Raw genomic sequence first — 25,638 nt, 5'->3', positions numbered from 1 at the left:
GCGATTCTGCGCAATAAAAAAGGCCCGTCAGGGCCTTTTTTCATGGGGTGAATGCGCTCACAGCGGCTTTTGCCACAGGCTCAGCAGCAGATCCTGCTCCAGCGCGTCCGGCCCCTGGTGGGTGAAGGCGTGACGCTGCTCGCCGCTGGCCCGCCAGCCGAGGCGGCTGGTCTCCAGAATGTGCTCGCGCAGGCCCTGATCCATCTGCATGCTGAACTGGCAGCGCAGCTGACCCATGGGGTCGAGGCCGGCCAGGCTCGGCCAGCTCAGCGGGTGTTCCATGCTGACCGGGTTGAGGCTGACCCTCAGCTGCCACTGATGGCGCGGCCCCGGCTGCAGGTAGAGCAGATAGCCGCCCGGTGCCAGCCAGTTGACCAGCAGTTCGGTCTTGACCTTGAGATCGTTGACCAGCAGCAGCTGGGCCGTACCCGGCATGATGGGGGCGCGGGCCGGATCGGCGATGACGAACTGACCCTCCGGCTGCGCCTTGTTGGCGGCGAAGATGGTGTTCTTGGCGATGTCGACGCCGGCAAACTGCCAGCCCGGCAGCCGTTCGGCCAGGGCGCGGCAGTAGTAGCCCTCGCCGCAGCCCAGGTGGATCAGCTCGCGTGGTTCGAGGGAGGCGAGCAGGCTGGCCATCGCCTCGACCAGCGGCAGCTGGTGGCCCTGCTCCAGGAAGTGGCGCTTGGCGCGCATCAGGGCGCGACTGTCGCTGTCCTTGGGGTTCTTCTTGCCGGGAATGAGATCCAGATAGCCTTCCGGGGCGGGATCGAAGTGGTGCTTGTTGGCGCAGTAGCGCCCCTTGGAGGCGTCATGCAGCTGAAGGGGGCTGCGGCAAATGGGGCATTGAAGGTGCATAGGATCTCTCTTGGCGAAAGCCGTGCTGGCAGGGGCGTTCGGGATTATAGGGGAGGCGATCAGAAAAGGCTGCCGTGGCAGCCTTCTTTATCCGGCGGCCCAGTGCGGGGCCGCCAGTAGCGGGGATCAGCGGGTGCCGAACACCACTATGGTCTTGCCGTGGGCGGAGATCAGCTCCTGCTCTTCGAGCATCTTGAGGATCCGGCCGACGGTCTCGCGGGAGCAGCCGACGATCTGGCCGATCTCCTGACGGGTGATCTTGATCTGCATGCCGTCCGGGTGGGTCATGGCATCCGGCTGTTTGGCCAGGTTCAGCAGGGTCTGGGCGATCCGGCCGGTCACGTCCAGGAAGGCGAGGTTGCCGACTTTCTGGCTGGTGTGCTGCAGCCGCTTGGCCATCTGGCCTGAGAGGCGCATCAGGATTTCCGGGTTGACCTGGATCAGCTGGCGGAACTTCTTGTAGGAGATCTCGGCCACTTCGCAGGAGCCCTTGGCACGCACCCAGGCGGAACGCTCGGGATTCTCGTTCTCCTCGAACATGCCCATCTCGCCCAGGAAGTCGCCCTGGTTCAGATAGGAGAGGATCATCTCCTTGCCTTCATCGTCCTTGATCAAGACGGCCACAGTGCCCTTGACGATGTAGTAGAGGGTTTCCGCCTTCTCACCCGCGTGGATCAGGGTGCTCTTGGCGGGATACTTATGAATGTGGCAGTGCGACAAGAACCATTCCAGGGTGGGATCGCTTTGCGGTTTGCCAATGACCATGAGAATTCCTCTGTAGTGTCTTTTTATGGACTCGTGCGTCCGGGCAAGCTGCCAACCTTGCCATTCCTTGTATTAGTCGCAGTAGGATAAGAGCCTTTGTCTGTGCTGACAAGGCTTTGAGGGCTTTTGCCAGCTCCCCTTGCAACCCCTGCTGCGCTCCGTTCGCCATTGTAAGGAAGCTGGGGGCATCAGATGTTGATTTTGATCTAGTTAGCCCGGAAGTTCGTGAAAATGGCGGATATGTGCCGCTGTCGCGCCGTCTGGGGTATGCTATGTCGGTCAGATCTGTCGTCATCAAGAGGAAAAGTGAAATGAAAGCCAAGGTCAGCTGGGTGGAAGGCATGAAGTTTGTGGGCGAGAGTGAGTCCGGTCACCAGGTGATCCTGGACGGCGCCAACCCCGGCGAGGGTGCCAGCCCGATGGAGATGATCCTGCTGGCGGTGGGTGGTTGCAGCTCAATTGATGTGGTCTCCATTCTGGAGAAGGCGCGTCAATCCGTGACCGCCTGTCATGTGGAGCTGGCCGGAGAGCGGGCTGACTCGGTACCGCGGGTGTTCGAGAAGATCCACCTCAACTTCGTGGTGACCGGCAAGGGGCTGGCCGAGAAACAGGTGGCCCGCGCGGTGGATCTGTCGATGGAAAAATATTGTTCAGTTTCCCTGATGTTGGAAAAAGCGGTAGAAATTACCCATAGTTATCAAATTGTTGAAGCCTGATAGCCGTGATTATTCCGATCGAATAACGCCATGACATAAGGAAAGTGCAATGAAAAAAATGATAGTGTTGCTCCCCCTGCTGGGACTGGCGGCCTGCAGCATGCCGCAGCCGACCCAATACCAGTTCAACCAGTACCAGTGTGGTGAAGAGATGCTGGCCGTGACCTATGACGCCCAGGCCGACATGGTGCAGTTCCCCTATGCCGGCGTCTACCACAAGCTGGGCCGGGTCGAGGCGGAGTCCGGTGCCAAGTATTCCGACGGTGTCACCACCTTCTGGAACCAGGAGAAGCAGGCCATCCTCAGCCAGAAAGGGGTAACCCTGCTGACTTGCCAGCGCAAGTGACTGTCATGGTGTGATCGCAACGGCCTGCTTGATGCAGGCCGTTTTGCATTCAAAGGAAGAGCTCAGCGGGTGGGCAGGGAGTCGAGCATCTTGGCAGCCAGCTGCCGGCTCAGCTGCTGGCGATCCCCTTCGGCGATGGCCACGTCGCTGGCCAGGGAGATGGCGCTGCTCCAAACCGCCTGCTGGGTACGCCGGTCGAGCAGCACTATGGCCAGGGTCCCCTTGCGGGCATCGGCCTTGGCCTGCAGCCCGGGCGTCATGCCGAGCCGGGCAAAGATCTCGCCGTCGCTCAGATCCTTGCTGCCGGCCACCCCGATGGCGACCCAGAGGTCGGCCTCGTCGAGGGGCACGCTCTGCCACCCTTTGCTGCCCAGCGCCTGGTTGACCGCCTGCTGGACCGGCTCCAGCCAGCCCTCGGCGCTGTCGCCGGCATACTGGAACTGCTCGGCCAGCGCATAGCGCGGTGTCGCCCCGAACGGCCAGCTGGCCGCCGGGCGCACCACCATGGTGCCCGCCTCCAGGGTCGGTGCAGCGGGGCCGCTGCTGCAGCCGCCCAGCAGGGCGGCCAATCCCACAGAGATAAATGCTAACCGCATCGTCAGCTCCTTGGCTCAGGTGATCTTGCCGGTTTCGAGCAGCTGCTGGATCAGCGGGCGCAGGATCAGCTCCATTGCGAAGCCCATCTTGCCGCCCGGCACCACTATGGTGTTCATCCGCGACATGAAGGACCCGTCGATCATCGACAACAGGTAGGGGAAGTCCACCTGCTTGATGCCGCGAAACCGTATCACCAGCATACTCTCGTCCAGGCTCGGGATCACCTTGGCGCTGAAGGGGTTGGAGGTGTCCACCGTCGGCACCCGCTGGAAGTTGATGTGGGTGCGGGAGAACTGGGGGGTGATGAAGTTGATGTAGTCGTCCATGGAGCGGACGATGGAGTCGGTGACCGCTTCGCGGGAATGACCGCGCTCCGAGGTGTCGCGAATGAGCTTCTGGATCCACTCCAGGTTGACGATGGGCACCACCCCGATGAGAAAGTCCACGTGGCGGGCCACGTTGTGATCCTCGGTGACCACGCCGCCGTGCAGCCCCTCGTAGAACAGCAGGTCGGTGTCGTTCGGCAGGTTCTGCCAGGGGGTGAAGGTGCCCGGCATCTGGTTGAAGGGCACCGCCTCGTCGAAGCTGTGCAGGTAGCGCCGATACTGGCCGCTGCCGTTCTGGCCGTACTCCTGGAAGAAGCTCTCCAGCAGGCCGAAGTCGTTCGCCTCGGGACCGAAATAGCTGATGTGGCGCCCCTGTTCGCGTGCCTTGCGGATCGCCACGTCCATTTCCGGGCGGGTGTAGCGGTGAAAACTGTCCCCTTCCACCACGGCCGCCTGATAACCGAGCTGATGAAACATGGAGCGAAAGGCGATGGTGGAGGTGGAGGTGCCGGCACCGGACGAACCGGTAACCGCAATGATGGGATGCTTGGCCGACATAGAATTCTCTCTTCCTTGGGAGTTTCCGTTATAAGGGCATGTTCCGAGTACGGTCAAGTGTGCGGTCTGACAGTACCGCCGCGCAACTGCTTCGCTGGCGTGCCAGCATCGGCGGCAGACGAAAAAAGGGCTGCCATGGCAGCCCTTGCGACAAACAAGAGAAAAACTAGTCTGCCTGCTTGTTGCCAGCCGCAGGCTTGATCCCCACCAGCACGGCCCCCAGCAGGATAAACAGCACCCCGAGCGCCTTGCCCGGCTCCAGCGGCTCGGCGAAGAGCGGAATGTTGACCGCCAGCAGGTAGACCAGCGCATAGCTGGTGCTGAGCAGGGGGTAGGCGATGTTGAGCGGGGTGGAGTGCAGCGCCGCCAGCCAGCAGAGCAGCGACAGCACATAGCAGCCGATGCCGGCCAGGATCACCAGCAGCGGCAGCGGATGGGCCAGCATCAGGGCGAGATCCGGTTGCCAGGCCGGCAACTGGATCGCCCCCCACTTCATGCCGAGCTGGGCCACCGTCACCAGCACTATGCTGCCGAGCACGTAGAGATACCCCTTCAGCGCCTGCTGATGGCAGCTGCTCATAGCAAACCTCCCAGCAGCAGGGCACCCACTATGATGGCGCCCACCCCCAGCCAGTTGTGGTAGCTGATCTGCTCGTGAAAGAACAGTCTGGAGCCCACCAGCACCAGCACCAGATTGATGCTGAGCATGGGGTAGGCCATGCCGAGCGGCAGCCGCTGCAGCAGGTAGATCCAGAGCAGCATGCCGCAGCCGAGGGCCGCCACGCTGGCGATGAGCCAGGGGGAACGCAGCTTCTGCCAGTGGTTGCAGGGGCGGCGCTGCCAGCTGATGACCGCCTGCTTTTGCAGCATCTGGCCGCTGCAGGTCAGCAGGCACACCAGCAACAGCAGCAGTATGTCCATCACTGGGCCCCGTGGTAGATGAGCAGGGTCAGCCGGTGGCTGACGATGGTCTCGTCGGCGGGGGGCACGGGCCCGGTGTTGCCGTCGCGATCCGTCTTCATCAGCAGGGCCACCTGGCCATTTTTACGCGCCTGTGCCAGCCAGGCCGGGAAGTCGGCGCGGGCCACGTAGCGCCCCGCTGCATCCGGGTAGCCGAGGCCGTAATGGACCTCCCCCTTGCTGTCGAACAGGTTGATCTCGCTGCGCCGGGTGCCCCAGGCGAGGGAGGAGGCCAGCCCCACGTCGTTGGCCAGCAGGGTGCCTGACTTCATCAGCACGGCCTGGTTGGCCTCGATGAAGCGCTCCGGCAGCTTGGAGTCGATCAGCGATTGCGGCAGTGCCCAGGGCAGGCCGATGGCCAGCACCATGGGGCAGAGCGCGCTCAGGGTCCAGCGCTGGCTGATGGCCTTGAGCTGAACGAAACCAAGCAGACTCCAGCCGGCGAAGATCACCATGGCCACCGCCAGCGCGCCGTGATCCTCCTCGCCATAGACGGCGTGACGGGGGGAGAAGGCCAGCACCGCCATCACGATCAGGCAGATGAGGCCGAACAGGCCGTTCAGCCAGGCGTTGACCTTGAAGGCCCGCTCTTTCCCCTCCTTGAGCAGATCGACGGCGCTGGCGGCCATCAGCATGGCCAGCGGGGCGAAGCAGGGCAGGATGTAGGTGAGCAGCTTGCCCTTGGCCACGCTGAAGAAGAGGAAGGGCAACACCACCCAGGCCAGCAGGTAGAGGGTCTCCGGGTTTATCTTGCGCTCCTGCCAGCCCTTGCGCAGGGCGCTGGGCAGCAGGCCGAGCCAGGGCAGGGTGCCGAGCAGTCCCATGGGCAGGTAGTACCAGAAGGGGGACTTGTGCTGGGCGTTGTCGGCGGCGAAGCGCTGGATGTGCTCAATCCAGAAGAAGTAGTGCCAGTAGTCCGGCTCGCGCAGGTGCACGGCGATGGCCCAGGGGGCTGCCAGCAGGGCCGCACTCAGGATGGCCAGCGGCCCGAAGCGCACCAGCTCGAGCAGGCGGCGCTGATAGATGACGTAGGGCACTATGACCACCACGGGCACCGCCAGGGCGATGAAGCCCTTGGTGAGAAAGCCCATGCCGCAGGCGAGGCCGAACAGCAGATAGCCACCGACCCGGCTGGCAAGGGAGCCCTCCTTGCGGATGATGTAGAAGCTCACCATGGCGGCGTTGAGCCAGAGGGTCACCATGGCGTCCAGCACGCTGTAGGTGCCGATGCCGTAGACGATCAGCAGCGACAGATAGATGAGCCCGGCGAGGAACGCCTTGCGCCGGCACTGCCACAGCTGCAGGGCGAACCAGAAGATCAGCACGGCACTGAGGCCGGTGGCGGCGGCCGAGGCAAAGCGCACGGCGAAGTTGGTGTCACCGAACAGCTGCTGGCTGATGCTGTTGAACCAGTAGCCGGCGATGGGCTTCTCGAAGTAGCGCAGGCCCAGGAAGTGGGGGACCACCCAGTCTCCGGTGCTCACCATCTCCCGGCTTATTTCGGCGTAGCGGTTTTCGTCCGGACTCCAGAGCGGCCGCTGGTCGAGCGGCAGCAGGTAAAAGAAGAGAAAGAACAGGGGCAGGGCCCACTTGGTCAACGTCATGACATCCTCTGTTGCATGGTGTGATTAGCGCGATGGTTAGTCCTGCCACCCGAGGTGGCGTCATTCATCTCAGGCCTCGGCCTTGCAGCCGAGCCAGCCCTCCCGCCCGGGCAGGGTGCCGCGCACCAGCCGGCCGGTAGGTAAGCCGGTCGGGTCCGATGGTAACAGATCCCCGAGCGGCACGAAGCGGATGCCGCGCGCCCTGGCGTCGCCGAGCAGGGCATCGAACTGATCCGCCATCACGATCCCTTCCACTTCGGCATGGATGGTGTAGACGTGGGGGCCCTGCGCCGGTGGGGTCGCCAGCTGATCCAGCAGGAAACGGTTGAAGCCGTCGACCGTCACCCGATGACCCACTACCTCGTCGAAGGTGGGCAGGTTGACCGGGATCTGCGGGGTACCGGGGCGACCATCCTGCAGCAGGGGCCGAAACAGGCCGCTGCCGCGACAGTCGCTGTTGTAGCGAAAGCCGAACTGCTCCTTGGCCTGGGTGGTGAGCGGGTCGGCCCGCCAGCCGGCGGCGGCGGAGCAATCCACTTCGCGCCCCAGGATCTGGTTGAGCGCATCCACCCCGAGCCGAGTCTGACGAATCAGCTCGGCTTCGTCCCAGCGGCCTGTGTTGGCCTGCCAGCCGTGGTGATCCCAGGCGTGCAGCCCCACCTCGTGATGGGCGCTGTCGGTGTCGCGCATCAGGGAGCCGAGCTGCTTGCCGATGGACTTGCCGGGCCAGGCGGTGCCGGCCAGCAGTATGTCCAGCCCATAGAGGGATGCTGCGTTGGAACGCAGCATCTTCAGTAGAAAGCGGGGTTTTAGCAGGCGCCACAAGTGGCGCCCCATGTTGTCCGGTCCGACCGAGAAGAAGAAGCTCCCCTTGACCTGATGCTTGTCGAGCAGTTGCAGCAGGCGGGGCACCCCGTCACGGGTCCCCCTGAAGGTATCGACGTCGATCCGCAGACCTACCTCAGTCATGCTCGACTCCCGTGGTGACAGCCCCTTGCAGGAAGAAGTCCAGGGTGTTGCCTATGGTCTCTTCCATCTCGATGGTCGGTTCCCAGTCCAGCAGGCGGCGGGCATTGGAGATGCTCGGCCGGCGGTGGGAGACGTCCTGATAGCCGTCGCCGTAGAAGGATTTGCTCTCCACCAGCTTGAAGCCGGCGAACGGCGGGAATTGGTCGCGCAGCGGGTGAGCCTCGAACTTGGCGAGCAGGATCTCGGCCATCTGCTGGATGCTGGCCTCGTTGTCCGGGTTGCCGATGTTGATGATCTGGCCGTCGCAGCGGTTCCCCTTGTTCTCGATGATGCGAAACAGGGCCTCGATGCCGTCCTCGATGTCGGTGAAGCAGCGCTTCTGGGCGCCACCGTCCACCAGCTGGATCGGGGTGCCGTCCACCAGGTTGAGGATCAGCTGGGTGATGGCGCGGGAGCTGCCGATGCGGGCGGAGTCCAGGCTGTCCAGACGCGGCCCCATCCAGTTGAAGGGACGGAACAGTGTGAAGTTGAGCCCCTCCTTCTTGCCGTAGGCCCAGATGACGCGGTCCAGCAGCTGCTTGGAGACCGAGTAGATCCAGCGCTGTTTGTTGATGGGGCCGACGATGAGGCGGGAGCTGTCTTCATCGAAGCTGTGATCGTCGCACATCCCGTACACCTCGGAGGTGGAGGGGAAGATGATGCGCTTGTGGTACTTCACGCAGTAGCGGACGATCTTGAGGTTTTCCTCGAAGTCGAGCTCGAACACACGCAGCGGGTTGCGGGTGTACTCGATGGGGGTGGCGATGGCCACCAGCGGCAGGATCACGTCGCACTTCTTGATGTGATACTCGATCCACTCGGTGTGGATGCTGATGTCCCCCTCCACGAAGTGGAAGTTGGGGTGGCCGATGAAACGATCCACCGCGCTGGAGCCGATGTCCAGACCATACACCTCGTAGCCGCCATCCTGGAGCAGGCGCTCGGTCAGGTGGTTGCCGATGAAGCCGTTGACGCCGAGGATCAGCACCCGGGTCAGCCGCGCCTTGCGCAGGGCATTGCTTGCCTTGGCGCCGATTTTCATCCCTTCCACCAGCCCCAGTTCACGGGCCAGCTGGGCGCCGCGCACATAGAGCCCCCCTTCGGCCTGACCGGCCACTATCTCCAGCACCCCTTCACCGCAGGCGATGCGCAGCGGCTCCTGGCTCAGGATGGTGCCCGGCTGCTTGTCGCTCTGCTGGGCCAGCCAGTGGCTCTTCCACACCGTCAGCTTGCGATCACCGGCGAAGCTGAAGGCGCCCGGGTAGGGCTGGGTGACGGCGCGCACCAGGTTGTGCAGTTCGCGGGCCGGGCGGTGCCAGTGCAGCTCGCCATCGGCCGGGGTGCGGCGGCCATAGTAGCTGGCCTTGCTCTCATCCTGCGGGGTGAGGCGGATGTCGCCGGCGCGCAGCTTGGGCAGCTCCTGCTCCAGCAGCGCCCGGGCGGCGAGACGCACCTTGCCGTGCAGGGTCAGTGCGGTGTCGTCGTCGGCAATGGTCACCGCCTGCTGGGCGACGATGGCACCGGCATCGGGTTTGGCGGTCATCTGGTGCAGGGTGATGCCGGTCTCGGTCTCGCCGTTGACCAGGCACCAGTTGATGGGGGCGCGGCCGCGGTAGGCGGGCAGCAGGGAGCCGTGCAGGTTGAAGGCGCCGACGGTCGGGATGTCGAGGATCGCCTGCTTGAGCATGTTGCGGTAGTAGAAAGAGAAGAGGGCCTGGGGCGCCATCTCCTGAATGCGCTCGATCCAGAGCGGGTGGTTCACGTCCTCGGGGGAGTAGACCGGCAGGTTGTGCTCGGCGCAGAGCTGGGCGACCGAGCCGAAGAAGCGGTTCTCGCCCGGATCGTCGGCGTGGGTGAAGACGGCCTGGATCTCATAGCCTGCCTCGAGCAGGGCCTCGATGCCGGTGCAACCGATATCGTGATAAGCAAAGACGACGACTTTCATTATTCAGCTTCCTGTTGCGAAGGGGTGGTGGCGGTGCGCACGATCCGGTGGATGAAGTAGCGGGGACGGGCGCGCACGTCTGTGTACATGCGGCCTATGTACTCTCCCAGCAGCCCCATGCCCAGCAGCTGCACGCCGACAAAGGTGAAGAGAATGGCAAAGAGGGTGAAGACGCCATCGGCGGCCCAGTCGGCGCCCATTACCAGGCGCATCAGGATCAGCAGGATGGAGAAGACGAAACCAATACCCGCCACCACGCTGCCGACGATGCTGAGCAGACGCAGCGGGGTGGTGGTCATGCAGGTGACCAGGTCATACATCAGGTTGATGAGGTGCATCAGCCCGTACTTGGACTCGCCATGGGCCCGCTCGGCATGGCCCACTTCCAGCTCTATGGTGCGGCGGGCGAAGCTGTTGGCCAGGATGGGGATGAAGGTGCTGCGCTCCTGGCAGCAGAGCATGGCGTCGATGATGTGGCGGCGATAGGCGCGCAGCATGCAGCCGTAGTCGCTCATGTGCACGCCAGTGGCCTTTTGCACCGACTTGTTGATGAGCTTGGAGGCGGTCTTGCGAAACCAGGAGTCCTGGCGGTTGCGGCGCATGGTGCCCACCACGTCGTAGCCCTGCATGGCGGCCTCCACCAGGCGGGGGATCTCCTCCGGCGGGTTCTGCAGATCCGCATCCAGGGTGATCACCAGATCCCCCTTGGCGGTCTCGAAGCCGGCCATGATGGCGGCATGTTGACCGTAGTTGCGGTTGAGCAGCACCCCGACCAGCTTGCTGCCCTCGCGGGCGGCGGCTTCGCTGATGAGCTCGGTGGAGCCGTCATGGCTGCCGTCGTCGATGAGGATCACCTCGTAATCCTGCGACAGCTGATCGCAGGCGGCTGTGACCCGGCTCAGCAGCACGGGCAGGCTGGCCTCCTCGTTGTAGACGGGGATGACCACCGAAACCAGCTTGATGTCAGTGTTGTTCACGTTTGGTTACTCCAATATGTCGATAAGGGCCGCGACCACGCGGTCAACGTCGGCCAGCGTCATGTCCGGGAAGAGTGGCAGGGTGCACAGGCGTGAGGAGTTCCACTCGGTATGGGGCAGGCTGAGAGTCGGGTAGCGTTCGCGGTAGTACTTCTGGGTGTGGGCTGCCCGAAAGTGCAGACCGGTGCCGATGCCGCGCTCCTGCAGCGCCTGCATCAGCTGATCCCGATCGAGGCCGCAGCGCTCGGGATCGACCCGCACCATGAACAGGTGCCAGGCGTGCAGGTGGGGGTAGCCTGGCACGGCGAGGGGGGCCAGCGGCAGGCCGGCCAGCCGCTCCTGGTAGCGGGCCACCAGTTCGGCCCGTTTGGCATTGAGCTCGGGCAGGCGTGCCAGCTGCACCAGGGCGATGGCGGCGTTGATGTCGGCCAGGTTGTATTTGAAGCCCGGGGTGATCACCTCCGCCTGCGGCTTGCGGCCCAGGCTCATGCGATCAAAGGCATCCACTCCCAGGCCGTGGAATTTGAGCATCCGCACCTTGTCTGCCAGCGCCTTGTCGTCGGTCACCAGCATGCCCCCTTCGGCGCAGGTCATGTTCTTGATGGCGTGGAAGGAGAAGATGGCGGTGCCGCTGGCGCCGATCCAGCGCTCCCGATAGCGGGTACCGACCGCGTGGGCGGCATCTTCGATGACCGGAATGCCGTGCCGGCCGGCCAGCTCGAGGATGGGGTCCAGGTCGATGGGGGCGCCGGCATAGTGCACCGGGATGATGGCCTTGGTCCTGGCGGTGATGAGCGGGGCGATCAGCTCGGCGCTGGTCATCAGGGTATCCGGGTCCACGTCGACGAAGACTGGCTCGGCCCCCAGCAGGGTGATGATGTTGATGGTGGAGACCCAGGTCTGGGAGGGGGTGATCACCTCGTCTCCCGGGCCAATGCCCAGCGCCATCAGGGTGACGTGCATACCGGCGGTGGCGGAGCAGAGGGCGACGGCATGCTGGCAACCGAAGGTGTGGCAGAATTGCTGCTCCAGTTCATGATTCTTCGGGCCCGTGGTGATCCAGCCCGATTTCAATACATCACAGACAGCACTTATCTCGGCATCGCCCATGGCTGGCCGTGAAAATGGCAGAAAATCTTGCATATGAGATCCAACAAAGAATATTAATCAGTGCCCATTAAATTGGGCTCCCCCAAACTGTTTTACTCAACATACGGATATAAAAGCGGGCCTGCAATGGTCCAGAAACAGCTGGTAACAATTAACTGGTGCGGACATCTTAGGTAGTGTGATAAATATTTATAACCCCCTAAACCTACTGTTTTTCCAAATTACAAATTCTCTGACATTCTGGTTGTATCAATATGAACATTACTGTATTTGGAAGTGGCTACGTGGGCCTGGTTCAGGCCACCGTGCTGGCCGACGTCGGTCACCAGGTCATCTGTGTCGATGTCGATGAACAGCGGGTGGCTGCCCTGATGGACGGTCATGTCCCTATCTATGAACCCGGGCTCGACACCCTGCTGCAACGCAACATCAAGAGCGGCGCCCTGGTGTTCACCACGGATGCCGTACAGGCCGTCGAACACGGTGATGTGCAGTTTCTGGCGGTGGGGACGCCACCGGGGGAAGATGGCTCCGCCGATCTCAGCCACGTGCTGACGGTGGCCGAAACCATTGCCCGGCATCGTGACCGGCCCGTCATCATAGTCAACAAGTCGACCGTGCCGGTGGGCACCGCCGACAAGGTGACCGCCAGGGTGAAGAGCATCCTGCAGCAGCGGGATCAGTCGTTCGCCTTCGACGTGGTCTCCAACCCCGAATTCCTGAAAGAGGGCTCCGCCATCCAGGACTGCCTGCGGCCGGATCGCATCGTGGTGGGCACCGCCAACGAGGCCTCCCGTCAGCTGATGCGCGAGCTCTACGAGCCGTTCAACCGCAACCATGACCGCATCCTGTTCATGGATGTGCGCAGCGCCGAGCTGACCAAGTACGCCGCCAACTGCATGTTGGCCACCAAGATAAGCTTCATCAACGAGATGGCCGGACTGGCCGAGCGGGTCGGCGCCGACATCGAGATGGTGCGCCAGGGGATTGGCTCGGATCAGCGCATCGGCTATCAGTTCATCTACCCGGGTTGTGGCTATGGCGGCTCCTGTTTTCCCAAGGATGTCAAAGCCTTGCTGGCCACGGCCCAGGAGCTGGAGTACGACACGCCGCTGATCCGGGCGGTGGAGCGGGTCAATGAATTGCAAAAATCGCGGCTGTTTCAGCTGCTGTCAGCGTTCTTCCGCTCCGAAGGGGAGACCCTGGCAGGCAAGACCATCGCCCTGTGGGGGCTGGCGTTCAAGCCCAACACCGACGACATGCGCGAGGCGCCGAGCCGGGCCCTGATGGAGGCGCTGTGGCAGGCCGGTGCGATCGTGCAGGCCTATGATCCCGAGGCGATGCAGGAGGCCCAGCAGATCTACGGCAACTGCGACAAGCTGCGCTTGATGGGCACCAAGGAGGCCGCCCTGTTTGGTGCGGATGCCCTGGTGATCTGCACCGAGTGGAACCATTTCAAGGCCCCCAACTTTGCCGCCATCAAGCAGGCGTTGAAGCGACCCCTGATCGTGGATGGTCGCAATCTGTTTGATCCGGGTCGCATGAAAGATCATGGGTTCCATTATTACGCCATAGGCCGGGGCGAATCGGTAATGAAATAACATCTTGTCATATTGGGCCGCCATCAATAATCAGCTGTGTGGCGGATTAATCTGCTGGATATTGGCTGAAGCGAGATATTGCTCTCACTATTTTTATGGTGAGGGCGAGTTTTGTCATCATAATTTAATATTGTGAAGCGCTTCACTTTATTTATTCTATTTTGTCGATATGACCCGGCGCTTAATTATTGCGGTCAACCTTGTCGTTATCTGCTATCGGGGAGACAGGACAGGCCGCGCTAGGGGCGCAAGGTGTTTGCAGAACCGGCATGAACAAGATTCGGCAAGATGGCAGCAATGCCAGTCAACATGGCCCTGCGCAGTCGCGCAGGGCCATGTTGTTTTATCGGGTGCGGGGAGATCCGGCGGGAACAGACAGGGAGAAGGGCGGCCAGGGTGGCAGGCCCGCAACGGCAATGGGCAGGCTATTGCGGTAGGTCGTCCACCTGCGCCCTGTCGAGGGTCGCCTTGGGCACTATGTTCACGCTCTCGTGCAGCTCGCTGTACACGATCACCGCCACGCCCTGCTGCAGCTGAGCTCTGACATCGTCGACCTTGTCGGCCAGACTGACATCCTGTTCGCCATACTCGGTGCCTTCCTGCAGCACGAAGTGCTCGAGCAGGTTGTTGAGGGTGTCTGCATCCAGCTCTTGCCAGGGGATTATCATGGTTTCATCTTCCGTTACCAGAGAGCGGGTATTGTCTATCTGTGGTCGGCCAGCGCAAGGGATTTATCTGGCCGCCCGCCGATGAGGTGAGAGAGCGGCCGCCATGGCTACCGGCCCGTACCTTGAGTCTGCTCCTGCAGCCACTGGCTGATCCGCTCCTCCAGCCAGAATCTTGGCCGCCAAGGGGTACCGTGCAGGAAGCCCACGTGGCCGCCCCGCCGGCTCAGCTCGTAACGCACCATAGGGGAGAGCTGCTCCGCCTGCGGGATCACCGCCTCGGTCATGAAGGGATCGTCGGCGGCGTGGATCACCAGGGTGGGGATGGGGATCTGCGCCAGCATCCCTAGGCCCGAGCAGCGCTGGTAGTAGTGATCGGCGCTGTCAAAACCGTGCAGCGGCGCCGTGACCTGCTCGTCGAACTCGCGCAGGGTGGCGATGGCGCGCACCTGCTGCGGCTGCCAGCGGGCGCTGGCAGCCGCCTGCCGCCGGATCTTCTGCTGCAGGTTGTGGCGCATGGTGCCCAGCAGATAACGCTGATAAACCCGCGAGAAGCCCTGATTGACCCGATCGGCGCAGCTGTCCAGCCGCAGCGGCGCCGAGATCACCACCGCCGCCTTTAGCTCGCTCGGGCAGGCGCGCGCCAGCAGATTGACCAGCATGTTGCCCCCCAGCGAATAGCCGATGGCGATGAGCGGCTTGCCGGGAAAGCGGCGGCCGAGCTCGGCGATCACCGCCTGGGCATCCTCGATGGCACCGGAGTGATAGGCCTGCAGCAGCCGGTTCGGCTCGCCGCTGCAGCCGCGAAAGTGCATCAGCACCGCCTCGTTGCCCTGGCGTTGCAGGTGGGCGAACAGCCCCTTGGCATAGTGGGAGTGAATGCTTCCCTCCAGCCCGTGAAACAGCACGATGAGCGGTCGCTCATCCCGGCTGATCTCGCCGCTCCAGGCGAGATCGACGAAGTCGCCGTCCGCCAGCTCGAAGCGCTCGGCCACGAAGCGGGCCGGTTGGCGGCGCAGCCACTTGGGCAGGATGGTTTGCAGGTGGGGATTGCGCGCCCACCAGGGGGCGTGAAAGTGGCTTTCGATCAGCATGCTGGGTCCGGGACAGAAAAGGAAACGGCGAGCAGCCGGGCTGCCCGCCGTCGGGATCAGGCCGGCAGGCTGTCGTGGTGCTCGGCACCGCGCAGCATGGCCTGGATCAGCTCGTTGGCTTCAAACTTGGTCAGCGCCTCGTGAGCACCCACCTGGTGGGCCCGCTCCACGCTTATCTCGCTCGAGAGCGAGGTGTGCAGGATGATGTAGGCCCCCGCCAGCTTGGCGTCGCTCTGCACCTCGAAGGCCAGCTCGTAGCCATCCAGCCCCGGCATCTCGATGTCGCTCACCAGGATGTCGATGGGAGTCTTCTGGGCGGCCCGGGTCTGCATCAGGGTCAGCGCATCCTTGCCGTTGGTGCACACCTCGTAGGGGATGTTGATGTAATCGAGCGCTGCCATCAGCTGGCGGCGGGCGACCGAGGAGTCATCCACCAGCAGTATCCGCATCGGCTTGATCCGCTCCCGCTGTACGTCGGTCAGCACCGGGTAGAGGTGGCTGGGGTCGTCCGGGTAGACCCGGGAGAGGATCAGCTCCACGTCCAGCAGCTGGATCAGCTGGTCATTGACCCGGGTCACGCCGGTCACGAACACGTTGTGGCCGAGGGAGGCGGGGGGCGGCGCTATGTCGCGCCAGTTGCATTCGGTGATCTTGTCGATGCCGCGCACCAGAAAGCCCACCAGGGTGCGGCGGCAGTCGGTGATGATGATGAAGCAGTGCGGCATCTCTTCCTGGCTGATCGGGCGATAACCCACCGCCATGGCCATGTCGATCACCGGGATGGTAGTGCCACGCATGCTGGCGGCACCGAGCACGGTCGGGTGCGAGTGCGGCATGGCCGTCAGCTGGGTGTAGGGCACTATCTCTTTTACCTTGAGGGTGCCGATGGCGAAGGATTGCTTGGCCGAGAGATGAAACAGCAACATGCCCTGGGATTGGTTGGCCTTGCTTTTCATGGCAGATGTCCTGTGAGTCAAAACGGTATCAGTCGATTCAGGCCCCTAGCATAAAGGATTATAGGAGAAATGGCCCTTCCGTTATTAACGACCGTTTGCCGTAAAACTGGACTCATTTCATCCATTTATTGCGGCGATCCGCCCTGGTGCGAACCGCCGGGGGCCGAGCTGCGAGGGGGCGGTCAGACCGCGAGCAGGGTTGCCAGCGGGCAGCCGAGCCACTGCTGGCTGGCGCAATCGAGGGTGCTCTCATCCTCGTAACCGAGTTTGCTCGCCACCTGAGGAGCCTTGCTGCCGCTCTTGAGCAGACGCACCGCCTGCAGCAGCTGCCACTGCGCCCGCAGGGCATCGGCCGCTAGTGCCGGCTCGCTGAGGCCGCGCTGCGCCAGCGCCTGCTGCCATGCCTCGTTGCCACCAGCCAGGCCAGCGGCCAGCCCCTGCCAGGCAGTCTGCAGCGCAACATCCGCCTGCGGCTGGATGGGGCAGCCCTGTAGCTCGTCGAGCAGTACCTGCAGCCGGTGACCGTAGGCGCCGTGCCAGTCGCGGGGGCGTTGCCAGTCGGCCAGGCTGTCGAACAGGGGATCCAGCAGCGGGCCGGGTTGCAGCCAGCCCGCCTGGGCGGGCTGGTCGACACGCACCGAGCAGGTCAGCAGATCGTAACGGCAGCCGGCCAGCGGGCTGAACGCGGCCAGGGCATCGGCACAGAGCCAGAAGTGGTTTCCCGCCGTCAGCAGCAGCTCATGGGCGCCGAGTCGCAGCAGTGCCGCACCCCGTGCAATCCGCAGCAGTTGCCCTGCCGGCACGCGTTTGCGAACGCCGACTTGCAGATGGGGGGTGAAAAAATGCTGATGTTCGATGGCGTGATGCATGTAAAAACCCTGATATGATGCTGCCTGGAGGTAACAAAAATGGAAACCAGACGTAAAAAACGCTTCATTGCCGGGGCTGTTTGCCCGGCGTGCGGCAAAATGGACACCATGATGCTGTATATGGAGCATGGAGTCGAGAAGGTGACCTGCGTCGAGTGCGGGGACACCCAGGTGCAGACCGAGGCCGAGGTGGCCAGGGTAACCCGCGAGACCGAGCAGGTGATCGGGGTGTTTCGCCCGGAATAATGGAGGGGCAGAGCGCAGATGGTGCCTATCCCTCGGGCTGATGGCGGCCGCCAGTCTGCACGGGCCAGCGCGCCGCTCACTCCCATGAGTGCCGGCCAACGGGATGGCGGGCGGCTTTGCATTGCCATCCCCTGCTGGCTTTTTCATCACGACTGAGCCGGGCCCACCATATGCTTGTCTGCCTTTTTGAGGTATTCTGGGCCCGTTTTTTTCTATCCGCAGGATCCCTGACATGAAAGTAGCTCCCCTGAGCGTGGTTACGCTGGAATACACGGTCACCGACGAACACGGTGAAGTCATCGACACCACTGTCGGTAAAGAGCCTCTGGTGTATCTGCACGGTACCCGTTATCTGGTCTCTGGCCTCGAAGCCGAGCTGGAAGGGCGCAGCGTGGGCGAGGCGTTCGACGTCACCCTGACGCCGAGCCAGGCCTATGGCGAGTACGACGAGAACCTGGTGCAAGAAGTGCCGGGCGAGCTGTTCGACGGCATGGAAGTGTCTGAAGGGGATACTTTTGTGGCCGAGACCGACGAAGGTCACCGTCCGGTGACCGTGGTCGAAGTGTCCGAAGAGTTCGTCAAGGTGGATGGCAACCATCCGCTGGCCGGCGTGACCCTGGGCTTCAAGGTCGAGATCAAGGACGTGCGCGCCGCCACTGCCGAAGAGCTGGCCCACGGCCACGTGCACGGTGCCGGTGGTTGCGGTCACGATCATGGCCACGACCACGATCATGGTCACGACCATGAACACGGCGGTTGCTGCGGCGGTGGCCATCACGGCCACGATCACGGTCATGACCACGGCGACGACCATGGTCACGGCGGCTGCTGCGGTGGCGGCGGTTGCGGTGGCAAGGGCCATCAGCACTGATCACGGCATTGCCGATGATAAAAAACCCGCGCCTGGCGCGGGTTTTTTTATGGCTGCGTACTCAGTAGTGCGGCGGCGGGGTCTCTTCGGCCATGCTGGCGATCTGGCTTGGCTGCACGCTCTGCAGCTTGTCCACCAGCAGCTGGATCCGATGCTTGAGCCGATCCAGCTCGCGCCCCTGGGTGGTGACCTCCTCGTTGAGCTGCTCCACCGTGTATTCGGCGAAGGCGAGGCGGCTTTCCAGGGTTTCGAGGCGATCGTTTAATTGCTGACTCATGGGCCTTTTGGTCCTTACTTGATAGTCCAGATTTCGGCCAGGCCGCTGGAGCTGGCGCTGACAAGGTGGCTATTGTCGCGCAAAGCCACGCCGTAGACCACTGCGCTCGGTGGTTTCACCTTGGGATGGGGCGAGACGCGCCAGCTCTGCAGCAGGCTGCCGTCGCTCACCTGCCACAGGGAGAGCTGGCGGGAGGGGGCGCCGGTGATGAGCCACTTGCCGTCGTTGGCAAAGCGCGCCGTGGTGTAGACCTCGAAGCGGTGGTCGAATTGCAGCCGGCTCAGCTCCTTGCCGGTTGTCAGATCCCAGATGCTGGCCTGGCGGCTGTCGGCGGTGAAGGCGAGCCGTCCGCTCGGGTCGAGCCTGGCCAATACCACCCGGCCGGCGTGGTTGAAGCGCCACACCACCTGGCCGCTGCGGGTATCCCACAGGTAGGCGCTGTAGTCGTTGCCGCCGGTGAGGGCGTAACGGCCGTTGGGGGAGATGTCGACTGTGTTGACCTGCTCGGTGTGGCCGAGGAATTGCAATCTGCGGCCGGTGCGGGTGTCCACCACCTCCGCCTTGCCGTCCTCCCGGCCGATCAGCACCTGGCGACCGTCGGCGGAGAGGGCGATGTCCCTCAGCCTGGATTCAGGAAGCGAATAGTAGCCTTGGGACTGGCCATCCTTGAGGCGCCAGATCCCGAAGGTATTCAGGCTGGCGGTCACGGCGTGGCTGTTGTCCGCCGAGAAGCGGGTAATGATGACGAAGTCGTCCGGATTGCCGGACTGGCGCCAGCGCCAGCGCTCCTTGTCCTGCTCCAGGTCCCACACTACCGTGCCCTGGCCCAGGCTGGAGACGATGGCCTGCTTGCCGTCACTGGCCAGATCGGCGCTCAGCAGCCCCTGGCTGGCGAGGGTCAGTTGCCGGTCCGGCGATGAGCTCTGTTCGCAGCCTGTCAGTATCAGGCAAACCGCGACGAGATAAATGGCACTTTTTATCATTTTTCCTGTCTCATGCTTTCGTTACCTGCGATCACGGCGTTAGTATAAGGCGCTTATCACGATAAACCTCTCATTTCACGAAGGAACCGAGAGCGGTATTTAGAGTTTTGGAGAAACTGATGAACAATTTTCTGAAGGTGTCCCTGTTGGCTGCGGCGGTTGCCGTAGGTCTGACTGCTTGCCAAAAAGACGAGAAGACTGCTGCGAATACCGCAGAGGTCAAGGCAGAAGCCAGCAAGCCGGCAGAGGCCCCCAAGGCTGAAGCCAAGAGCTTTGAAGAGCAATCCGGCTATGCAATTGGCCTCTCCATGGGTCGTTATATCGCCAATACCCTGGAGCGCCAGCAGGAGCTCGGCATCAAGCTGGACAATGCCGTGATCCTGAAGGGCGTCACCGACGGTCTGGGCAAAGAAGCCAAGATGACCGACGAGGATATCCAGAAGGTTCTGCAGCAATACGATGCCAAGATCAACGAGTTGACCAAGGCCAAGGCTGACAAGGATGCGGTGGAGAACCTGAAGAAGGGTGAAGAGTACCTGGCTGCCAACGCCAAGAAAGAGGGCGTGAAGAGCACCGAATCCGGCCTGCAATACCAGGTCGAGAAGATGGGTACCGGCGCCAAGCCGAAGGCCACCGACATCGTCAAGGTACACTACACCGGTACCCTGACCGACGGCACCAAGTTCGACAGCTCCGTCGATCGTGGCGAGCCGGCCACCTTCCCGCTCAACCAGGTGATCCCGGGTTGGACCGAAGGCGTGCAGCTGATGCCGGTCGGTTCCAAGTTCAAGTTCTTCCTGCCGTCCAAGCTGGCCTATGGCGAGCACGGTGCAGGCTCCATCCCGGCCAACGCCGTGCTGGTGTTCGACGTTGAGCTGCTGGCCATCGAGAAGCCGGCTGCCGATGGCGAGAACGCCAAGAAGTAAACGGCCCGCGTTGAAAAAACGGCTCCTTAGGGAGCCGTTTTTGCTTGTATATCCTGCCGAATGGCGGGATAAAAGAGAGAGTCGCCAACTGTGCTAAGATGGCGAAATAGACAACAAAATCAATTGCAAGGATGGCGCCGTGGCGGAAAGCAAACCCCGAGTCCTGCTGGTGGAAGATACCCGCAGTCTGGCAGTGGTCTATGAACAGTATCTGGCCCAGGATGGCTATGAGGTGCTGGGGGCTGATTGCGGCCAGCAGGCCCTGGCCCAGCTGCTGAGCAGCCCGCCCCCCGTGGTGCTGCTGGATCTCGAGCTGCCCGACATGTCCGGCATGGACATTCTGCAACAGATCACCGAACAGCAGCTGCCCTGCTCGGTGGTGGTGATCACCGCCCACGGCTCGGTGGACGTGGCGGTGGAGGCGATGCGGCTCGGCGCCTTCGACTTTCTGACCAAGCCATTTGACGGCAAGCGGCTGTGCGCCACCGTTCGCAACGCCTTCAAGCACCAGCAACTCAGCTCGCTGGTGGCCCAGTACCGGGAGAACTTTGAGCGCAGCTCGTTTGCCGGTTTCATCGGTGCTTCCATGCCGATGCAGGCGGTCTATCGCATCATCGAGAGCGCGGCGCCGAGCAAGGCGACCGTGTTCATCACCGGCGAGAGCGGCACCGGCAAGGAGGTGTGCGCCGAGGCCATCCACCAGTGCAGCCCGCGTCGCGAGCAACCCTTCATCGCCCTCAACTGCGCCGCCATTCCCCATGACCTGATGGAGAGCGAGATCTTCGGTCACGTGAAGGGGTCATTCACCGGCGCCCAGGGGGATCGCAAGGGGGCGGCCAGCCTGGCGGATGGCGGCACCCTGTTCCTCGACGAGATCTGCGAGATGGATCTCGACCTGCAGAGCAAGCTGCTGCGCTTCATCCAGACCGGCACCCTGCAGCGGGTCGGCAGCGGCAAGCTGGAGACGGTGGATGTGCGCTTCGTCTGCGCCACCAACCGGGATCCCCTGGTGGAGGTGAAAGCAGGGCGTTTTCGCGAGGATCTCTACTACCGGCTGCACGTGATCCCGCTGAGCCTGCCGCCGCTGCGCGAGCGGGGCGAGGACATACTGCTGCTGGCGCGCAACCTGTTGCAGAGCTACGCCAAGGAAGAGAGCAAGCGTTTCAAGGATTTCGATGCCGAGGCGGCGCGGGTGCTGCTCGACTACCCCTGGCCCGGCAACGTGCGTGAGCTGCAGAACGTGGTGCGCAACATAGTGGTGCTCAACGACCGCGAGCTGGTGAGCCCTGACATCTTGCCGCCGCCCCTCAACGGCAGCCGGGGGGGCCTGCCGCTGGCGGTATCCGCACCGGCGCCGGTCGGCAGCACCGAGCCTGTGATGTCCAATGCCCCGATCCGCCCGCTCTGGCTGGTGGAAAAAGAGACCATAGAGCAGGCCATCGCCAGCTGTGACGGCAACATTCCCAAGGCGGCGGCCCTGCTGGAGATCAGCCCCTCCACCATCTATCGCAAGAAACAGAGCTGGGAAGAGGCGAGCCTGGTCTGACGTCCTGAGGCTACCCCCTCGGGGGATGAAGCGTGCGGGGCGGCCCATTGGCCGCCCCGCTGCGTTTCTGACGATGGTTGACTAGAGCTTGCCCAGCGCCTTGAGCCTGGCCAGCCGCTCGGCCTCGTTGGCCTTGAGCCAGCGATCCTGCGACAGCAGAAACCAGGCGCGGGCGAAGTATTCGGCGGCGGCCGGATCATCCAGCGCCAGCGCATTCTCCCCCAGCTCTTCGAACACATAGCCATCCTCGGGCGCGCCTGCGGCGGCCATGTCGTCCTTCAGCTGGGTCAGCTCGGCCCGGGCCTGCTCGTGTTGTTCCTGGGCCCGGCTCAGGCGGGCCAGACTCCAGCGGGCGATAAAGGCCTTGGCCTGATTGTGGTGCTGCTCGTGCCAGGCCAGGCATTTTTGCTGACATTGACGGGCCTCATCCAGCCGGCCCAGTTCGAACAGGGTCCAACCCTGATTGTTGTAGAGGGTGGCGAGCCAGCCGCGCACCTTTGGATCCTGACTGCGTTCCGCCAGCTCCATCGCCAGCTGATGCCAGCGGCTCTGCTCCTCCAGCGGGGCGGCGATGGCCACCATGTGGGCCGCATCGATGGCGAGATAGAGCTCCTTGTGCTTGAGCCCAAGCTGCCACGCCTGTTCAAACAGCGTCCTGGCGCTGGCCTTGTCGCCGGCGGAGTTGAAGGTGCGGCCGCGCTCCAGCAGGGCGCGCAGGCGGGCCCGCGGGGTCGCTTCGGTGAGGCGGGGCTCTATCTCGTCGAGCAGCTGGTGCGCCTCGGCAAACTGGCGTTGCAGCGAATGGGTGCGGGCTATCTGGGTGAGCAGCTCCAGCTCGTATTGCAGGTCGGCGGCGGCGCGCGCCTCGGGCAGCAGAGCATGAAAACGCAGGGCGGTGGCGGCGGGGTCCTTGTAATCCCACTGCGCCATGAAATCAGGCGGATTGTCCATCTGGCCTCCTTGCTGGCGATCCTTTCACCAAGATGCCTGCAAGCCATTGTTTGTACAAGGGGCCCTCGTCACAGAGCGCCCCTTGAGTCATGGCAATGGCAGCGGCCAGCCGGTCAGTAGACCATGGCCAGGCTCATCAGCATCAGGCCGAGGGCGGCGAAGGCTCCCTCCTTGATGGCGAGGCGCGGCACCAGTGCCTTGGGCAGGGCCGGAAACAGGCTGAGGGCAAAGCCGAGCCCCGGCATCAGCCAGTGGAAGGCCGGGTTGCGCAGGCTCGGGTCTGCCGCACCATTGATGATGATGAGCAGAATGAAGAGGGTGAAGGCGGGCAGGATGAACCAGCGGGCACTGCCGGCCGCGACCGCTCGCAGCGGCGAGATGCGATAGAGCAGCAGGGTCACGATAAACAGCACCAGGGGGGCCAACAGATAGAGGGGAGCCGGGTTCATAACGGGTATCCTGAAAAAGGGGGGGTAAACAGCAGTGGTGGGATTTAATCAGCCCGCAGCCGGGATGACCAGCCACAAGGGCCCGGGCTGTGAAGAAGATCCCAGGCAAAGGTTTGCCGGCGGCGTCTCAGCGCAGCCAGTACCAGGCGGCAAAGCCGAGCCAGCTCAATCCCAGCAGCAGCCAGGGCAGGGGATGCTGGCGGGTCACTTCCACCAGTTCGACGATGTCGTCCTGCTCCTCATCCTGCTGCGCTGGGTGAGACTGTTTGGCCTTGGCCTGCAGTTTTTTCTGGCGATTGGCCTCGCGGGCCCGCGCCTTCATCTGCTTCTTGTATTCGTCTATGCCTTTCTGGATCCCCTGGGCGATCAGCTGGGTCTGCTCCTTGGTCTGTCCCGGTTTCTGGTTGGCGCGGGCAATTTTCATCGCCTCCTGCTGGGTCTCGGGGGAAATCTTGTCGTACTTCGCCATCAAAAGGTCTCCTCGGCATCGATTGGCGGGGAGTATGCCATAAAAACGGCGCCCTCAGGCGCCGTTGCAACAGCTTGTGAGCCGGATCAGGGCTTGTAGTAGGTCACGGTCGCATAGGGCAGCGGATTGAGGGTGCCCTGGGACTCGGCGTACTCCATGAACATCTCGTTCTCGCCCACGCCGGAGTCGACGTAGTCACCCTTGTTGGGCAGCTCTTCGCGCTTGAGCAGACCGCTGTAGCCATCCTTGCCGGAGGCGATGTAGGTGTTGGCACCAACGCGGTAGACCTTCTCGTCATCCAGCGGCAGCCACTGGCCGTTGGCGTCCAGCATCTCCAGCTTGGTGATGCGGGAGCCCTTGGCCAGCTTGCCGTCGTAGGTGTAGCTCAGGTGGCCGACGTAGGGGAAGGCACCGCTGGAGGCGGCAATCCCGGTCTCCAGACCGATGGAGTAGTCAACGGCATACTCCAGGGTGGCACGCACGTCCTTGCCCTTGAGGTTGAAGGCGGCGATCTTGTTGCCAAACGGCAGCAGGGTCCCCATCACGTAACCGACCGAGAGCGGGCCCGCGTTCACGTCGGCACGCACGCCACCGGCGTTCTGGATGGTGAAGTCCACCTTGGTGTTGAGCTTGTTGAGCTTCCAGTAGAGGGATTCGGCCACCAGGGGATCGATGAGGCCGGCGCCGTCCGGGGTGGTCGGCACGCGCACGTGGGGCAACTTGGTCGGCACGTCGGCGATGATCTTGGCCTCGAGCTCGGCCACGGCCGGCTTGTACTCGGTGTCGATCACGTCGCGCATGGCGGTGTCTTCCGGCACGATCTCGATGACCGGAGACTTGCTGATGAAGTCGACCACGTTGGTCTGCTCGGTGCCGCTCAGCGGAACCTTCTTCTTGGCCACTTCCTTGGTGAAGTCGTCGCCGGTCATCAGGGTGTTGCGCCCTTCACACTTGGTGAGCTCGCCTTCCTTGCTCAGGGAGACGTTGACCAGGCCGTAGCCCTTGGCCCATTCACCGGCCTGCACGATACAGGTCTTGCCACCGTCCGGGTTGTTGACGATCTGGGCATAGGTGTTGTCGTCGGCCGGGTTCTGGTTGTGGGCGGTGTAGCCGATGCTGTTGAGCTCGGTGATGTCGCCGAGGAAGGTCTGGGAGTGACCGCCGACGATCAGGTCGATGCCGTTGACAGCCTTGGCGACCGCCTGGTCATTTTGCAGGCCGATATGGGTGACCATGATGATCTTGTTGGCACCCTTGGACTTGAGGGTGTCGACCATTTTCTGGGCGGTCTCAATCATCGGCAGGAATTGGGTGTCTTTGTCCGGTGAGGAAATATCATGCATATTTTCCAGCACCAGTCCGAAAATGCCCACGCTCTCGCCATTGACTTCCTTAATGACATATTCGTGAATATTCTCGCTGTCCTTCAGGGTGGCGCTACTGGATTTCACCATATTGGAAGCCAATACCGGGAAATTCACCCGTGAGACGAAGTCTTTAATTGCCTGGTTGCCCAGATCGAATTCATGGTTGCCGAGCACCATGGCATCGATACCCATGTCGGAGAGCAGTCGGGACTCCTCTTCCCCCTTGAACTGGGTGAAGTAGAGGGTGCCCTGGAAGGCGTCACCACCGTTGAGCACCATGAAGTTGCGGCCTTCGCTGGTCGCCTGGCTGCGCAGCTCGTCCAGCTTGAACTTCAGACGCGGATAGCCGCCCAGCTTGGCGTTGAACTTGAACAGCTCCTGCCCGCTCGGCTGGATCGCCAGGGCATTTTCGGTCGGGTCGAGGTGGGCATGGGTATCATTGATGTGGGCAATGGTCAGATCCAGCGGAATATGTTCCTTGCTGCTGTTTTCTGAATTGCAGGCGGTCAGCCCGAACAGGGTAATAGAGACAGTGACGGCCAGTAGCGTCTTCTTCATCGGTAATATTCCTCTTGTTGTTATAGTCCTGTATATCGTT

The 25,638-nt window shown here is 62.8% G+C and carries 28 protein-coding genes; 7 read left to right on the top strand and 21 right to left on the bottom strand.

Going from position 1 to position 25,638, the window contains the following annotated elements; genetic code table 11:
• Positions 1–57 precede the first annotated feature (57 nt).
• Complete coding sequence (locus ACB031_RS13455; RefSeq protein ID WP_043171033.1) at positions 58–858, bottom strand: putative RNA methyltransferase; 801 nt, start codon at positions 856–858, stop codon at positions 58–60.
• 126 nt (positions 859–984) lie between these two features.
• Complete coding sequence (crp, locus tag ACB031_RS13450; RefSeq protein ID WP_005304048.1) at positions 985–1,623, bottom strand: cAMP-activated global transcriptional regulator CRP; 639 nt, start codon at positions 1,621–1,623, stop codon at positions 985–987.
• A gap of 311 nt (positions 1,624–1,934) precedes the next feature.
• On the opposite strand from crp, the gene ACB031_RS13445 reads away from it, so the two are divergent.
• Positions 1,935–2,339, top strand: coding sequence for an OsmC family protein (locus ACB031_RS13445; protein WP_005304045.1), 405 nt, complete (start codon positions 1,935–1,937; stop codon positions 2,337–2,339).
• 49 nt (positions 2,340–2,388) lie between these two features.
• Positions 2,389–2,685, top strand: a complete 297-nt coding sequence (locus tag ACB031_RS13440) for an MliC family protein (RefSeq protein WP_005304042.1) — start codon at positions 2,389–2,391, stop codon at positions 2,683–2,685.
• 62 nt (positions 2,686–2,747) lie between these two features.
• On the opposite strand, the gene ACB031_RS13435 is transcribed toward ACB031_RS13440, so the two are convergent.
• The 9 genes from ACB031_RS13435 to arnB all read right to left on the bottom strand — a co-directional run bounded on the left by ACB031_RS13435 (position 2,748) and on the right by arnB (position 11,803).
• A complete protein-coding gene (locus ACB031_RS13435; RefSeq protein ID WP_010634906.1) occupies positions 2,748–3,281 on the bottom strand; it encodes a DUF4136 domain-containing protein in 534 nt (177 codons plus the stop codon).
• A 15-nt stretch (positions 3,282–3,296) separates the two neighbouring features.
• Positions 3,297–4,166: a phosphoribulokinase gene (locus ACB031_RS13430; RefSeq protein ID WP_010634905.1), complete on the bottom strand. Its 870-nt coding sequence runs from the start codon at positions 4,164–4,166 to the stop codon at positions 3,297–3,299.
• Positions 4,167–4,332: 166 nt separating this feature from the next.
• A complete protein-coding gene (gene arnF / locus ACB031_RS13425; protein WP_126882488.1) occupies positions 4,333–4,746 on the bottom strand; it encodes a 4-amino-4-deoxy-L-arabinose-phosphoundecaprenol flippase subunit ArnF in 414 nt (137 codons plus the stop codon).
• Complete coding sequence (locus ACB031_RS13420; RefSeq protein WP_005304030.1) at positions 4,743–5,087, bottom strand: EamA family transporter; 345 nt, start codon at positions 5,085–5,087, stop codon at positions 4,743–4,745. The genes arnF and ACB031_RS13420 overlap by 4 nt, the downstream gene beginning before the upstream one ends.
• Entirely contained in the window at positions 5,087–6,730 is a 1,644-nt protein-coding gene (gene arnT / locus ACB031_RS13415) for a lipid IV(A) 4-amino-4-deoxy-L-arabinosyltransferase (protein WP_371139751.1), read from the bottom strand. Before arnT ends, ACB031_RS13420 begins: the two co-directional genes overlap by 1 nt.
• 69 nt (positions 6,731–6,799) lie before the next feature.
• Positions 6,800–7,699 carry a 4-deoxy-4-formamido-L-arabinose-phosphoundecaprenol deformylase gene (gene arnD, locus ACB031_RS13410; RefSeq protein ID WP_371139750.1) on the bottom strand — a complete coding sequence of 300 codons (900 nt, stop codon included), beginning with the start codon at positions 7,697–7,699 and terminating at the stop codon, positions 6,800–6,802.
• Positions 7,692–9,683, bottom strand: coding sequence for a bifunctional UDP-4-amino-4-deoxy-L-arabinose formyltransferase/UDP-glucuronic acid oxidase ArnA (gene arnA, locus ACB031_RS13405; RefSeq protein ID WP_371139749.1), 1,992 nt, complete (start codon positions 9,681–9,683; stop codon positions 7,692–7,694). The genes arnD and arnA overlap by 8 nt, the downstream gene beginning before the upstream one ends.
• Positions 9,683–10,660, bottom strand: coding sequence for an undecaprenyl-phosphate 4-deoxy-4-formamido-L-arabinose transferase (gene arnC, locus ACB031_RS13400; RefSeq protein ID WP_201892860.1), 978 nt, complete (start codon positions 10,658–10,660; stop codon positions 9,683–9,685). Before arnC ends, arnA begins: the two co-directional genes overlap by 1 nt.
• 6 nt (positions 10,661–10,666) lie before the next feature.
• Positions 10,667–11,803: a UDP-4-amino-4-deoxy-L-arabinose aminotransferase gene (gene arnB, locus ACB031_RS13395; RefSeq protein WP_005304016.1), complete on the bottom strand. Its 1,137-nt coding sequence runs from the start codon at positions 11,801–11,803 to the stop codon at positions 10,667–10,669.
• A 221-nt stretch (positions 11,804–12,024) separates the two neighbouring features.
• On the opposite strand from arnB, the gene ACB031_RS13390 reads away from it, so the two are divergent.
• On the top strand, positions 12,025–13,371 hold the full coding sequence (locus tag ACB031_RS13390; RefSeq protein ID WP_005304013.1) for a UDP-glucose/GDP-mannose dehydrogenase family protein: 1,347 nt from the start codon (positions 12,025–12,027) through the stop codon (positions 13,369–13,371).
• A gap of 425 nt (positions 13,372–13,796) precedes the next feature.
• On the opposite strand, the gene ACB031_RS13385 is transcribed toward ACB031_RS13390, so the two are convergent.
• The 4 genes from ACB031_RS13385 to ACB031_RS13370 form a co-directional block, all read right to left on the bottom strand.
• The gene (locus ACB031_RS13385) at positions 13,797–14,039 is read right to left on the bottom strand and encodes a YheU family protein (protein ID WP_005304010.1); all 243 of its coding nucleotides are present in this window, start codon (positions 14,037–14,039) and stop codon (positions 13,797–13,799) included.
• A 107-nt stretch (positions 14,040–14,146) separates the two neighbouring features.
• Positions 14,147–15,130 carry a hydrolase gene (locus ACB031_RS13380; RefSeq protein WP_267996555.1) on the bottom strand — a complete coding sequence of 328 codons (984 nt, stop codon included), beginning with the start codon at positions 15,128–15,130 and terminating at the stop codon, positions 14,147–14,149.
• Positions 15,131–15,186: 56 nt separating this feature from the next.
• Positions 15,187–16,086, bottom strand: coding sequence for a chemotaxis protein (locus tag ACB031_RS13375; protein ID WP_005304001.1), 900 nt, complete (start codon positions 16,084–16,086; stop codon positions 15,187–15,189).
• Positions 16,087–16,268: 182 nt separating this feature from the next.
• Positions 16,269–16,955, bottom strand: coding sequence for a hypothetical protein (locus ACB031_RS13370; RefSeq protein WP_371139748.1), 687 nt, complete (start codon positions 16,953–16,955; stop codon positions 16,269–16,271).
• A gap of 39 nt (positions 16,956–16,994) precedes the next feature.
• On the opposite strand from ACB031_RS13370, the gene ACB031_RS13365 reads away from it, so the two are divergent.
• Complete coding sequence (locus tag ACB031_RS13365; protein ID WP_005303994.1) at positions 16,995–17,201, top strand: YheV family putative zinc ribbon protein; 207 nt, start codon at positions 16,995–16,997, stop codon at positions 17,199–17,201.
• 232 nt (positions 17,202–17,433) lie between these two features.
• Positions 17,434–18,072 carry a peptidylprolyl isomerase gene (locus ACB031_RS13360; protein WP_005303992.1) on the top strand — a complete coding sequence of 213 codons (639 nt, stop codon included), beginning with the start codon at positions 17,434–17,436 and terminating at the stop codon, positions 18,070–18,072.
• A 61-nt stretch (positions 18,073–18,133) separates the two neighbouring features.
• Here the strand turns inward: ACB031_RS13360 and ACB031_RS13355 are convergent, their stop codons facing one another.
• Together ACB031_RS13355 and ACB031_RS13350 are read right to left on the bottom strand one after the other, a co-directional pair.
• The gene (locus ACB031_RS13355) at positions 18,134–18,349 is read right to left on the bottom strand and encodes a SlyX family protein (RefSeq protein ID WP_005303987.1); all 216 of its coding nucleotides are present in this window, start codon (positions 18,347–18,349) and stop codon (positions 18,134–18,136) included.
• A gap of 14 nt (positions 18,350–18,363) precedes the next feature.
• Complete coding sequence (locus ACB031_RS13350) at positions 18,364–19,332, bottom strand: WD40 repeat domain-containing protein (RefSeq protein ID WP_371139747.1); 969 nt, start codon at positions 19,330–19,332, stop codon at positions 18,364–18,366.
• A gap of 119 nt (positions 19,333–19,451) precedes the next feature.
• On the opposite strand from ACB031_RS13350, the gene fkpA reads away from it, so the two are divergent.
• Positions 19,452–20,258, top strand: coding sequence for an FKBP-type peptidyl-prolyl cis-trans isomerase (gene fkpA / locus ACB031_RS13345; RefSeq protein WP_005303977.1), 807 nt, complete (start codon positions 19,452–19,454; stop codon positions 20,256–20,258).
• Positions 20,259–20,397: 139 nt separating this feature from the next.
• On the top strand, positions 20,398–21,804 hold the full coding sequence (locus ACB031_RS13340; protein ID WP_005303974.1) for a sigma-54 dependent transcriptional regulator: 1,407 nt from the start codon (positions 20,398–20,400) through the stop codon (positions 21,802–21,804).
• 81 nt (positions 21,805–21,885) lie between these two features.
• Here the strand turns inward: ACB031_RS13340 and ACB031_RS13335 are convergent, their stop codons facing one another.
• From ACB031_RS13335 to ACB031_RS13320, 4 genes are all read right to left on the bottom strand, one after another.
• Positions 21,886–22,755 (bottom strand): tetratricopeptide repeat protein, encoded by an 870-nt coding sequence (locus ACB031_RS13335; RefSeq protein WP_274437888.1) that lies wholly within the window; start codon positions 22,753–22,755, stop codon positions 21,886–21,888.
• Between the two features lie 113 nt (positions 22,756–22,868).
• Positions 22,869–23,204: a hypothetical protein gene (locus tag ACB031_RS13330; protein WP_005303968.1), complete on the bottom strand. Its 336-nt coding sequence runs from the start codon at positions 23,202–23,204 to the stop codon at positions 22,869–22,871.
• Between the two features lie 127 nt (positions 23,205–23,331).
• Positions 23,332–23,673 (bottom strand): DUF2956 domain-containing protein, encoded by a 342-nt coding sequence (locus tag ACB031_RS13325; protein WP_005303965.1) that lies wholly within the window; start codon positions 23,671–23,673, stop codon positions 23,332–23,334.
• Between the two features lie 86 nt (positions 23,674–23,759).
• Positions 23,760–25,598, bottom strand: coding sequence for a bifunctional UDP-sugar hydrolase/5'-nucleotidase (locus ACB031_RS13320; protein WP_371139746.1), 1,839 nt, complete (start codon positions 25,596–25,598; stop codon positions 23,760–23,762).
• Between the last annotated feature and the right edge of the window lie 40 nt (positions 25,599–25,638).

The sequence above is a fragment of the Aeromonas sp. S8(2024) genome, assembly GCF_041403085.1.
Taxonomy (GTDB): domain Bacteria; phylum Pseudomonadota; class Gammaproteobacteria; order Enterobacterales; family Aeromonadaceae; genus Aeromonas; species Aeromonas dhakensis.
The sequence above is the reverse complement of the archived record's forward strand: the minus strand, read 5'-3'. Positions and strand labels throughout refer to the sequence as shown.

What these genes read in the sequence shown, in the direction of transcription:
- ACB031_RS13455 (WP_043171033.1), bottom strand. Translation starts at nt 858, where the DNA reads ATGCACCTTCAATGCCCCATTTGCCGCAGCCCCCTTCAGCTGCATGAC.
- crp (WP_005304048.1), bottom strand. Translation starts at nt 1,623, where the DNA reads ATGGTCATTGGCAAACCGCAAAGCGATCCCACCCTGGAATGGTTCTTG.
- ACB031_RS13445 (WP_005304045.1), top strand. Translation starts at nt 1,935, where the DNA reads ATGAAAGCCAAGGTCAGCTGGGTGGAAGGCATGAAGTTTGTGGGCGAG.
- ACB031_RS13440 (WP_005304042.1), top strand. Translation starts at nt 2,389, where the DNA reads ATGAAAAAAATGATAGTGTTGCTCCCCCTGCTGGGACTGGCGGCCTGC.
- ACB031_RS13435 (WP_010634906.1), bottom strand. Translation starts at nt 3,281, where the DNA reads ATGCGGTTAGCATTTATCTCTGTGGGATTGGCCGCCCTGCTGGGCGGC.
- ACB031_RS13430 (WP_010634905.1), bottom strand. Translation starts at nt 4,166, where the DNA reads ATGTCGGCCAAGCATCCCATCATTGCGGTTACCGGTTCGTCCGGTGCC.
- arnF (WP_126882488.1), bottom strand. Translation starts at nt 4,746, where the DNA reads ATGAGCAGCTGCCATCAGCAGGCGCTGAAGGGGTATCTCTACGTGCTC.
- ACB031_RS13420 (WP_005304030.1), bottom strand. Translation starts at nt 5,087, where the DNA reads ATGGACATACTGCTGCTGTTGCTGGTGTGCCTGCTGACCTGCAGCGGC.
- arnT (WP_371139751.1), bottom strand. Translation starts at nt 6,730, where the DNA reads ATGACGTTGACCAAGTGGGCCCTGCCCCTGTTCTTTCTCTTCTTTTAC.
- arnD (WP_371139750.1), bottom strand. Translation starts at nt 7,699, where the DNA reads ATGACTGAGGTAGGTCTGCGGATCGACGTCGATACCTTCAGGGGGACC.
- arnA (WP_371139749.1), bottom strand. Translation starts at nt 9,683, where the DNA reads ATGAAAGTCGTCGTCTTTGCTTATCACGATATCGGTTGCACCGGCATC.
- arnB (WP_005304016.1), bottom strand. Translation starts at nt 11,803, where the DNA reads ATGCAAGATTTTCTGCCATTTTCACGGCCAGCCATGGGCGATGCCGAG.
- ACB031_RS13390 (WP_005304013.1), top strand. Translation starts at nt 12,025, where the DNA reads ATGAACATTACTGTATTTGGAAGTGGCTACGTGGGCCTGGTTCAGGCC.
- ACB031_RS13385 (WP_005304010.1), bottom strand. Translation starts at nt 14,039, where the DNA reads ATGATAATCCCCTGGCAAGAGCTGGATGCAGACACCCTCAACAACCTG.
- ACB031_RS13380 (WP_267996555.1), bottom strand. Translation starts at nt 15,130, where the DNA reads ATGCTGATCGAAAGCCACTTTCACGCCCCCTGGTGGGCGCGCAATCCC.
- ACB031_RS13375 (WP_005304001.1), bottom strand. Translation starts at nt 16,086, where the DNA reads ATGAAAAGCAAGGCCAACCAATCCCAGGGCATGTTGCTGTTTCATCTC.
- ACB031_RS13370 (WP_371139748.1), bottom strand. Translation starts at nt 16,955, where the DNA reads ATGCATCACGCCATCGAACATCAGCATTTTTTCACCCCCCATCTGCAA.
- ACB031_RS13365 (WP_005303994.1), top strand. Translation starts at nt 16,995, where the DNA reads ATGGAAACCAGACGTAAAAAACGCTTCATTGCCGGGGCTGTTTGCCCG.
- ACB031_RS13360 (WP_005303992.1), top strand. Translation starts at nt 17,434, where the DNA reads ATGAAAGTAGCTCCCCTGAGCGTGGTTACGCTGGAATACACGGTCACC.
- ACB031_RS13355 (WP_005303987.1), bottom strand. Translation starts at nt 18,349, where the DNA reads ATGAGTCAGCAATTAAACGATCGCCTCGAAACCCTGGAAAGCCGCCTC.
- ACB031_RS13350 (WP_371139747.1), bottom strand. Translation starts at nt 19,332, where the DNA reads ATGATAAAAAGTGCCATTTATCTCGTCGCGGTTTGCCTGATACTGACA.
- fkpA (WP_005303977.1), top strand. Translation starts at nt 19,452, where the DNA reads ATGAACAATTTTCTGAAGGTGTCCCTGTTGGCTGCGGCGGTTGCCGTA.
- ACB031_RS13335 (WP_274437888.1), bottom strand. Translation starts at nt 22,755, where the DNA reads ATGGACAATCCGCCTGATTTCATGGCGCAGTGGGATTACAAGGACCCC.
- ACB031_RS13330 (WP_005303968.1), bottom strand. Translation starts at nt 23,204, where the DNA reads ATGAACCCGGCTCCCCTCTATCTGTTGGCCCCCCTGGTGCTGTTTATC.
- ACB031_RS13325 (WP_005303965.1), bottom strand. Translation starts at nt 23,673, where the DNA reads ATGGCGAAGTACGACAAGATTTCCCCCGAGACCCAGCAGGAGGCGATG.
- ACB031_RS13320 (WP_371139746.1), bottom strand. Translation starts at nt 25,598, where the DNA reads ATGAAGAAGACGCTACTGGCCGTCACTGTCTCTATTACCCTGTTCGGG.